Here is a 10,120-nt window from a genome sequence, read left to right on the forward strand (position 1 = left end):
TTATTGTTAACCCATTATATTTTGCTAGTTTGTAGGAGTGATTATAAATGCAAACAGCCTATTTCCATCAAAAGATTATACACCTTCCTTTTATTGACCGGTCTACTTGGCAATCTTTATATAAAGCAAGTCTTCATGGTCATATAACCTGTATACATTGTGGAATACCTTTAAGGCTAGAAATACCTATTTATAAGCTTCCTGAATTTATTCACCCAAATACTTTAGATCCATGCCAAAGTGAAGTAGAGGCTTATGAAAAAAACATGTTACAAAAACAAAAACAACCAAAAACATTAGAAGTGAAAAAAACAATTCAGGGCTTCCGACTCCCATCCAAAAAAGAAATCAAAACAAATCATTCCGAATCAAGTTTGTGGAAGGAACCAGAAATCCTTGATCAGCTTCATGCTTATCAAAAGATAGAAAAAGAGCAAAATCAATCTAATATGGGGTATCGCTTTGCTTTAGAACAAAAAGGAATTATGTTTGATGAAAATCAGTGGTCTGCAGTCAAAAATATCGAAGGACATCAACTTATTTTAGCAGGTGCTGGCAGTGGGAAAACGCGTGTTCTAACGGCAAGAACGGCCTATATGATTGCTGAAAAAGGAATTGACCCTAAGGAAATCATTCTTGTTACATTCACGGCAAAAGCAGCAAAAGAAATGAAAGAAAGAATGACGATTTATCCAGGGTTATCCCCTCATTCGTTACAGCAATTAATGGTTGGAACTTTCCACAGTATATTTTATAAGATTTTAGCTCATCACTCTCCTGAAAAGTGGCACTCAAGTAAGCTATTAAAAGCAAATTGGCAAAGAGAGCAGATGATTAAAGAAGCTAGTAGAGAAATGAATATAGATGAAAAGGATTTTGCCTTTGATCAGGCATTAACCCAAATAAGTTGGTGGAAAAATCACCTTTTGTCTCCTCATCAAATTAAACCGAAGGATCAATGGGAGGAACAAACTCAATTTTTATATGAACGCTATGAGGAAAAAAGAAAGTCATTAGACGCTTTTGACTTTGATGATATGCTCTTAGGCTGTTATGAGCTCTTTAAAAATAACGAGGCTCTACTGAAACGGTATCAACAAAGATTTCATTATGTTTCTATAGATGAATATCAGGATATTAATAAAGTTCAAGCAGATATAATGACAATGCTGACACAAAAATCTGGAAATTTATGTGTAGTTGGAGATGATGACCAATCTATCTACAGCTTTAGAGGAAGTAACCCAAACTACATCCTTGAATTTGAGCATACCTTTCCTACAGCAAATAAAGTCATTTTAAATCAAAATTATCGCTCTCATCATCCGATTGTTGCAACAGCCAACAAAGTGATCGCCAAAAATCGAAAAAGATTTTCTAAGGAACTTATCGCTCAAAGAAATTCAGATTCTTATCCCCTTCTCTTTTTTCCTTACGATGAAGAAGAGGAAGCAACGATGATTGTCCAGGATATCAAAAATAAAATTCAAAATGGTGGAAAACCATCTGATTTTTCCGTATTATATAGAACGAATACTCATGCAAGGGCATTATTTGAACGATTTTTGTACTCAAACATCCCTTTCTCATTAGACCAAAGTCATGAAAGTTTTTATCAAAAGAAAATGGTTCGTAAAATATTGGCCTTTTTAAGGCTAGCCATTAATGAGGATGATATGCTATCAGCTTCTGATTTAGCCTCTGCTCTTTTTATAAAGCAAGATTTGATTCAACAAATAAAAGCTTTGAGTATTACAGAAAATTGTACGATTATCGAGGCATTTTCACGGTTAGATAGCGTAATGCCTTTCCAAAAGAAAAGGTTACAATCTTTACCTGCCCAATTTAAAACATTAAAAACGTTAGCTCCGGTTCAAGCGATTCAGTTTATTGAAAAGGAAATGGGAATAAAAGATTACATAAAGAAGCAAGGAAATGAAGGAAATAAAATGGAACGCGGTTCAGACGATGTAAAAGACTTGAAGATTGCAGCTAAATCCTTTCAAAGTACTTCTGATTTTATTGAACACGTTGATCATATTATTGCTAAATATGAGGAACAAAGAAAGCAACCTATAATAAAAGAAGCTGTTCAATTATCAACGATTCACCGTGCGAAGGGTTTGGAGTTTTTACATGTTTATATTCTCGGCTCTGTAGAAGGCAATATTCCACACGATTATGCTTTAGATGCCTGGAGAGAAGGCGATGACGGACCTATTGAAGAGGAAAGACGATTAATGTATGTGGCGATGACTAGAGCGATTGAATCCCTCACTATTTCTGTTCCCATGAATAGAAGAGAAGCTTCTACACAAAAATCAAGATTTTTAAAAGATGCTCAGCGTAAGCTTTTCAATCCAAAAACTCGAGATAGACAAATCATTTTAGGAGAGAAGTAACAATGAACGCAGAAGAAATAATAAGAAAAACAGAAGCATGGGTTAAGAACCAGTTAATAGATGAAAGAAGTGGTCACGATTGGTATCATGTAAAAAGAGTGAGCAATCAAGCTAGTAAACTAGCGAAACTCGAGAATGCAGATTATTTCATCGTTACAATGGCAGCACTTCTTCATGATATAGCTGACGATAAACTCATTGAAAATGAACAAAAAGCCTTAGATTCTATTAAAGATTGGTTAGATTCTCTAGAGATTAATCAAGAGGAACAATCTCATATTTTTGATATTATTCAATCGATTTCTTTTAAAGGTGGAAATGGCTCACCGCTTCGAACACTTGAAGCTAAAATTGTCCAAGATGCAGATAGATTAGATGCTATGGGTGCAATAGGAATTGCCCGAACATTCACCTATTCAGGTCATAAAGGACAAGCGATGTATGACCCGAATCTTGAAATTAGAGAGAATATGACGCTAGAAGAATACAGAAATGGACAATCTTCTGCTGTCCATCATTTTTATGAGAAGCTTTTAAAGCTAAAAGATTTAATGAATACGGAACATGCAAAAAAAGAAGCAGAAATTAGACATCAATACATGGAAACATTTCTAGCTCAATTTTTTCAAGAATGGCAAGGCAAATAGCTCTGATCATTTTTTAACAATCATAAACCCCCACCTAGAGTCATTTTCTGAGGTGAGGGTTTATTTTATAGTTTATAAACATGGGGAAGAGTCGTATCTAAACAATTTCTTGTGTCAAAAACCTTCTTTGACTTTTGTTCAATTAGAGTAAAGTTAATTTGACTATGATCAGTAAGCAAAATGACACAATCATAATCTGCAAGAGATTCAGAAGATATATCCTGATGATAATAGACGACTTCATGATAAGTAAACTGAGCGATAAATGGATCGTGGTACTGGACTTCATAACCTTGATCAATTAAACCCTCCAATATTGGTAGAGATGAGGATTCTCTCAAATCATTAATGTCTTTTTTGTACGTTAACCCTATAACTAGCAATTTACCCCCTGTTTCTACTAAACGGTTTATCCGCTCTATAATATAAGCAGGCTGCTCATCATTAATCTTTTTGGCTAAATCTATAAAATCTGTTTTTAAGCCAAGCTCCTGAGCTTTCCACTTTAAGTATAAGGGATCAACAGGTATACAATGTCCGCCAATGCCTGGGCCTGGATAATAAGGCATAAACCCATAAGGCTTTGTACTCGCAGCCTCAATCACTTCCCATATATCAATGTCTAAATTCTCACTCAATTTACTTAGTTCATTCATAAAAGAAATATTAATAAAACGTTGTGTATTTTCAACGATTTTCGTCATTTCCGCGATTTTAGTTGACTTTACAGGCACTAATTCATTGAATATTTCCTTATAAACGTCTTGTAATACATGTAAACATTGAAGGCTAGACCCACTAATAATTTTAGGAATATTTGCTAGTGAGAATAATTGATTACCTGGGTCAATTCTTTCCGGTGAGTAGCCTAAATATAAATTTTGACCAATTTCCCATCCTTCAATTTCGAGCATTGGTTTAAGTACCTCTTCCGTTGTACCAGGATATGTTGAGCTTTCCACTACAATTAATTGGTGAGGCTTTAAATAAGGAAGCATGTTTTCAAAAGCTTTCTTTACAAAATCCAAGTTAGGCTCTGCCTTATTGTTTAATGGAGTAGGCACACAAATAACAATGGTATCAACCTCTTTAACTGTAGAAAAATTTGATGAATAAGCGAAATGCTTAGATTTAGATAACTGTTCAATTTCTGAATCCTCTAAATCGGTCAGATAAGATTTTCCTCTTTTTAATGAATCAATTTTACTTGGATCAATATCAATTCCAACCACGTCAAATTTTTTGCTATGACATAAGATAGCTAGTGGTAACCCAACATAGCCCAAGCCAACTACTGCTATTTTTCCTTTCATACGTACATAAGGCCCCTTTCCAAACACATAAACTCACGATATGTTTATATGTATGAAAAGTCTTGCATTTTCGCTATGCGAATCAAACGAATTGGGCTTATATCATTCTATGTTTCTTTGTTCATATTCTTTTAATGCATCAATAACCCTCATTTGTTCTTCTTCAGTAAGAAATGGGTGCATAGGAAGAGCGAATAAAGACTTAGATTTTTCTTCTGAAGTTGGAAAATCTCCAACAGAATAGCCTAAGTGCTGATAAACATTCTGTAAATGCAGTGGTTCAGGATAATAAATACCCGAGGCAATATTTTTATTCGATAAATATTGTACAATTTTGTCTCTATCATGGTGTTCTACACAATACAAATGATAAACATGCTCTTTATTTGATGGAGTGGGTGGAAGAATAAAAGCAGATAAATCACTTAAATGCTTTTTGTAAATAAGCGCTTTTTGGTACCTTTCCTCATTCCAGCGATCTATTTTAGTTAAACATACTCTTAGGATTGAAGCATGTAACTCATCTAATCGGCTATTGTAGCCTACCTCATCATGCATATATTTAACTCGACTTCCATGATGACGTAATTTCTTGATTCTTTCGGCTATATCATGGTGTTTAGTTACAACCAGTCCTCCATCTCCAATTGTAGATAAATTCTTAGTTGGAAAAAAGGAGAAGCACCCAATATCACCAATCGTTCCCAATTTAGCTCCTTTCCACTCACCACCAAAAGCCTGACAGGCATCTTCCACTATATAAAGGTTATGATTATCTGCTATTTTCTTTATTTGATCCATGTTGCATGCTTGACCAAAAAGATGTACAGGTATAATGGCTTTTGTACGATTGGTTACTTTCTTTTCAATTTCATTTTCATTGATATTAAACGTAATAGGATCAATGTCTACAAAAACAGGTGTAGCCCTTACCCTTGAAATCGCCTCGGCTGTCGCAAAAAAAGTAAATGGAGTCGTAATGATTTCATCTCCAACCCCAATATCAAGAGCTCTCAAAGCTAATACTAAAGCATCTGTTCCATTAGCCACGTTTACAGTGAACGAATTATTTAAATAGTCACTAGCTTCTTTTTCGAATAGCTCTCCTTGCTCACCTAAAATATATTGACCACTGTCCAGAACCTTCTCTACACATTCTAAAATCTCTTTTTTCATGCTTTGAAATTGTCTATCTACATGTACTAACGAAATCATTTCACTCACCTCTTATTTTTTTACGAAAAATTATTCTTATTTATATGCTACTTATGAACACCATGTAACAAGACTCTCAACAAACATAAACATTCTTTGACTTCCTAACATATAATGACACGAGAGTTTATATGAAGAATTGTTAGTGTAAAAATAGAAAGTGGGAAAAATATGAAAAACCATTCAATTACTCATACACAAAATTTGACACAGACAACTTCAAACAATCCTATTCAACTTTTACAAGGGACGATAGAAATTGCAAATCAAATGTACACCATTTCTAAAGGTTTTCAAGAAACACATGTTCAGCCTTCAACCGTCAACTACTATCCTACTTATCTTAATTATTCATCACAGTACGAATTAGTCGGAAAATGGAAAGACTTTTCAAATTTAGATGTATTAAAAACGTATATTCAGAATGAGTTAATTCCTCATTTTGATATTTTTCATTTTCACTTTTCTACAAGTTTATTACCGAACCATTCAGATTTAGAATTAATTAATCAGACTAATAAGCCTATATTTATGCATCATTGGGGAAGTGATGTACGCGATTTATCAAAAGCATTGGAAATAAACCCTCACGCGAAAGCAAAAGTAACGGATCCCTCTTACGTTGAAGAAACATTAAAAAATCTTTCAAAAAATATTCGTCATTGTATTGTCGCCGATCATGAATTACGAAGATACGTTAAAGATTATTATGAAAATGTCTATATGATTCCTACTAGTGTTGATTTAAACATGTATAAAGTATTAGAGCATGAAAATCATAAACCACTAATTGTGCATGCACCAACTAATTACGAAATTAAAGGATCACAAACCATCATTAATGCCATTTCTAAATTACAAAGTGAATTTGACTTTAATTTCAAGTTAATTACAGGAATGTCTCATGAAGAAGCTAAAAGCCTTTATCAACAGGCTGATATTATCGTTGATCAAATACATGTAGGATGTTATGGACTTTTCGCTGTTGAATGCATGGCTTTAGGAAAGCCTGTCGTTTGCCATATTAGTGATTATATGTTGGAGCACTATCCAGAGGATTTACCCATTATTTCAGCAAACCCTGATACGATTTACATGAAATTAAAGAAGCTCCTTCAAAATCAAGATGAATGGAAGGAAATATCAAAAAAATCAAGACAATATGCCATTAAGTATCATGACCATATTAAAAACGGTCTTAAATTATTAAACATTTATCAGAAAGTTTTATCTGAAAAATAATCTTTAGTAAAAAGGAAGGTAGCTAACATGTCAACCCCTTTAAAAAACGAAAAAATATTTATTACTGGTGGTGCGGGTTTTATCGGTTCCAAACTTGTAGGGCGATTCATTCAAGATAATAGCGTTACGGTTTTTGATAATATGTTTCGAAATTCATTAAAAGATAAGGATTATTATACTCATCCAAACTTAACCATTATTAATGGTGACATTCTTAACCTAAAAGAACTAAGAAAAGCAATAACAGATTCGACCTATATTGTTCACGCAGCTGGAATTGCCGGCATCGATACCGTTACACATAACCCTATCAAAACGATGGAAGTCAATATGCTTGGCACCGCAAATATTCTTAAAACAGCTAGTGAGCTTGAAAATTGTAAAAAAGTGATTTGTTTTAGTACTAGTGAAGTTTTTGGTCAAAGAGCCTTTCGTTCTTCTGAGGAAAGTGAAGCAATTTTAGGAGCAGTTGGTGAAGCAAGATGGACATATGCAGTAAGCAAACTAGCCAGTGAACACCTAGCTTATTCATATTATAAGCAATTGCAATTACCAACAGTTATTTTAAGACCTTTTAATATTTATGGACCTGGTCAAATTGGCGAAGGAGCCATTAAATTAATGATCGAAAAAGCTTTAAATGACCAGCCGATTACTATCTATGGTAATGGTACACAAATTAGAGCATGGTGCTATGTAGATGATATGGTAGAAGCGGTTGTTTGTAGTTTAACGAACGAAAAGGCGAACGGTGAATCTTTTAATATTGGCAATGAAAAAGCAATAACTACGATAAATGAATTAGCTCATACTATCATTCGCGTATTACATTCAAACTCAAACATTCAGCATAAGGCTCAAACAACAGCAGATATTCAATTAAGAATTCCTGATATCGAAAAAGCTAAAAGGCTTTTATCTTTTGAAGCCAAGTTTGGATTAGAGCAAGGGATACAATTAACCGCTGAAAACCTTAATTGTTAAGGAGGAACATCATGAAAAAATGGAAAAGTGAAGGCAGTGGTACAGTAGATAAAAGTTTATTAGGCTTCTGTGGAGATAATGTCATTATTGAAGATGGTGTTCGCATTTTCCACCCAGAGAACATTTATATAGGTGACAATGTATATATTGGACACGATACTATTTTAAAAGGATATTATAAAGATCAATTAATCATCGAATCGAATTGCTGGATTGGTCAAAAATGCTTTATTCATGGTGCCGGAGGAGTAACGATTCATGAATATGTTGGCATTGGCCCCTCAGTATCCATTTTAGCTTCTTCCCATCAAGAAAATGAAAATCCAAATGAGCTCATCTTATTTTCTCCACTTACATTCCCATCCATTACGATAGAAACGAATTGCAACATTGGTCTTTCGGCGTCCATTATAGGTGAAGTAACCATTGGAGCTAATTCTAAAATAGGAGCTCACGCTTTAGTGAATCGGTCGATTCCATCCAATAGTGTAGCAGTAGGTATTCCTTGCAAAGTCATTAAAAAACGGCTAAATAAGGCTAAAGATCATGATTAGAATTATTAAGCCATATATTAAATATGAAGATGTAGAAGCTGACATCAAGGAGATTTTCAAAACTAAACAGTTGACCAAAGGTCCATTTGTAACTAAATTTACCGAAGCACTTTCAGACTATACTCAAGCAAAATATGTACACTTAACGAGCTCTGCAACAACCGCTCTAAGCACATGCTTAGAACTAATAAACATCAAAAAAGGCGATGAAGTGATTATTTCAGATTTCTCCTTCCCAGCAACTGCCAATGTCGTAGAAAATATTGGGGCGAAACCCATTTTTGCAGATGTAGAAATAGACACCTATAATATGGATCCTACTCATCTAAAATCACTAATAAACCGTCAAACAAAAGCCGTTATTTTTGTCGATGCATTAGGAAACCCATCTAACCTTTTAGAGGTTAAAAAAATATGTGAAGAGCACAATATTATACTTATTGAGGATGCTGCATGTTCGATTGGAAGCTCCATTAACCATAAAAAAATTGGCAATATTGCTGATTTAACATGCTTTAGCTTTCACCCAAGAAAGTTGTTAACAACTGGTGAGGGGGGAGCTATTTTAACGAATTCAACTAAATGGAATGAAGCATTAAACATTTTATTGAATCACGGTGCTACAGTATGTAATCAGCAGGTAGAGTTCAACTCATCTGGCTTTAATTATCGATTACCGGATTTAGCTTGTGTATTAGGAATACACCAACTAAAAATACTCGATCAAATTATTGAAAGACGTCTTGAGCTGAAAAAAAAATATCAAAGCGCCTTAGAACCTTTAGGCTTCACATTGCAAACCGTTAAAGAGCCTGTTAAACATAATGTTCAATCTATTGTATTTACTACTCCAAATAACATTAATAGAAACACACTTATCCAATATCTATACGACCATCAAATTGAAACGACCATCGGAACGTATTCATTAAGCCAAACTTCATATTATCTAAAAAAATATCAATCCCCTCAGCCCAGCTCTCTCTTTTTACAAAATCACACCATTACCCTCCCCTGTCATGACGATGTACCTTTCGATTATGTGATTGAAGTCATTCAAAATTATCGAACAAATGAATGAAAAAAATGGCACCGTTCATAGAGCGGTGCCATTCTATTTAGGTTAGACGATGAACAGACCATACTGTTGCAGACGGATCTGCTCCACCTAAATTTAAATTAACATTCAATCCATTAGACACATAAAAAATACCGATAACATCTCCCGCATTTAATTGCACATCCGCTGTTAAAGTAACAGTCCCACTTCCTAATATTGTTCTTAAGGTGAGCAATAAAAGGATACTCACATTCAATACCGGAAATAAACCACTAACTATATTAGTAACCGTTGGCGAGGTTCTTTGTATTACAAATGATGGATTAATTCCAGCACCCAACTGAACAGAAATAGCTGCTGTAGTAGTATAACTAATGACCGCTTTTATAGAATACCTTCCTGTAATCGGAATCGTATAGCTACCCGTTGTAGCATCAAAACCTGTACCTGTATAAAATGGACTTGTAACCGTCCACCCACCTAATTGTGTGTTAGCAATTGTTGTCGTAACTCCTCTTTGTGCAGAAAATCCCGTTAATGCAACATTAGGACCAGTTGGACCCCTGGCTCCTGTCGGACCTCGTGCTCCTGTTATCCCTCGTATTCCYTGAATTCCCGTCGGGCCTCGTGCTCCTGTTATCCCTCTGATTCCCTGAATTCCCGTCGGACCTCGTGCTCCTGTTATCCCTCTGATTCCCTGAAT

The 10,120-nt window shown here is 34.7% G+C and carries 9 protein-coding genes; 6 read left to right on the top strand and 3 right to left on the bottom strand.

Annotated features, from left to right (window positions below; translation table 11 throughout):
- Positions 1 to 47 precede the first annotated feature (47 nt).
- Together AZF04_RS11145 and AZF04_RS11150 are read left to right on the top strand one after the other, a co-directional pair.
- Complete coding sequence (locus tag AZF04_RS11145) at positions 48 to 2,402, top strand: ATP-dependent helicase (protein WP_061948777.1); 2,355 nt, start codon at positions 48 to 50, stop codon at positions 2,400 to 2,402.
- Between the two features lie 2 nt (positions 2,403 to 2,404).
- Entirely contained in the window at positions 2,405 to 3,049 is a 645-nt protein-coding gene (locus AZF04_RS11150; RefSeq protein WP_061948778.1) for an HD domain-containing protein, read from the top strand.
- Positions 3,050 to 3,114: 65 nt separating this feature from the next.
- On the opposite strand, the gene AZF04_RS11155 is transcribed toward AZF04_RS11150, so the two are convergent.
- Both AZF04_RS11155 and AZF04_RS11160 read right to left on the bottom strand, forming a co-directional pair.
- Positions 3,115 to 4,362, bottom strand: coding sequence for a nucleotide sugar dehydrogenase (locus tag AZF04_RS11155; protein WP_061948779.1), 1,248 nt, complete (start codon positions 4,360 to 4,362; stop codon positions 3,115 to 3,117).
- Positions 4,363 to 4,464: 102 nt separating this feature from the next.
- Positions 4,465 to 5,577 (bottom strand): DegT/DnrJ/EryC1/StrS family aminotransferase, encoded by a 1,113-nt coding sequence (locus AZF04_RS11160; protein ID WP_061948780.1) that lies wholly within the window; start codon positions 5,575 to 5,577, stop codon positions 4,465 to 4,467.
- A gap of 171 nt (positions 5,578 to 5,748) precedes the next feature.
- Here AZF04_RS11160 and AZF04_RS11165 point away from each other — a divergent pair, with 171 nt between their 5' ends.
- The 4 genes from AZF04_RS11165 to AZF04_RS11180 are packed head-to-tail and all read left to right on the top strand — an operon-like array spanning position 5,749 to position 9,438.
- Positions 5,749 to 6,819: a glycosyltransferase gene (locus AZF04_RS11165; RefSeq protein ID WP_061948781.1), complete on the top strand. Its 1,071-nt coding sequence runs from the start codon at positions 5,749 to 5,751 to the stop codon at positions 6,817 to 6,819.
- A gap of 27 nt (positions 6,820 to 6,846) precedes the next feature.
- On the top strand, positions 6,847 to 7,803 hold the full coding sequence (locus AZF04_RS11170; RefSeq protein ID WP_061948782.1) for an NAD-dependent epimerase/dehydratase family protein: 957 nt from the start codon (positions 6,847 to 6,849) through the stop codon (positions 7,801 to 7,803).
- 11 nt (positions 7,804 to 7,814) lie between these two features.
- Positions 7,815 to 8,357, top strand: coding sequence for an acyltransferase (locus AZF04_RS11175; RefSeq protein ID WP_061948783.1), 543 nt, complete (start codon positions 7,815 to 7,817; stop codon positions 8,355 to 8,357).
- A complete protein-coding gene (locus tag AZF04_RS11180; protein ID WP_061948784.1) occupies positions 8,350 to 9,438 on the top strand; it encodes a DegT/DnrJ/EryC1/StrS family aminotransferase in 1,089 nt (362 codons plus the stop codon). The genes AZF04_RS11175 and AZF04_RS11180 overlap by 8 nt, the downstream gene beginning before the upstream one ends.
- 37 nt (positions 9,439 to 9,475) lie before the next feature.
- Here AZF04_RS11180 and AZF04_RS21215 read toward each other — a convergent pair.
- A partial coding sequence (locus AZF04_RS21215; protein WP_161485260.1) for a collagen-like triple helix repeat-containing protein occupies positions 9,476 to 10,120 on the bottom strand: 645 nt, incomplete at its 5' end.

The sequence above is a fragment of the Alkalihalobacillus trypoxylicola genome (assembly GCF_001590785.1).
Lineage (GTDB): Bacteria > Bacillota > Bacilli > Bacillales > Bacillaceae_D > Alkalihalobacillus > Alkalihalobacillus trypoxylicola.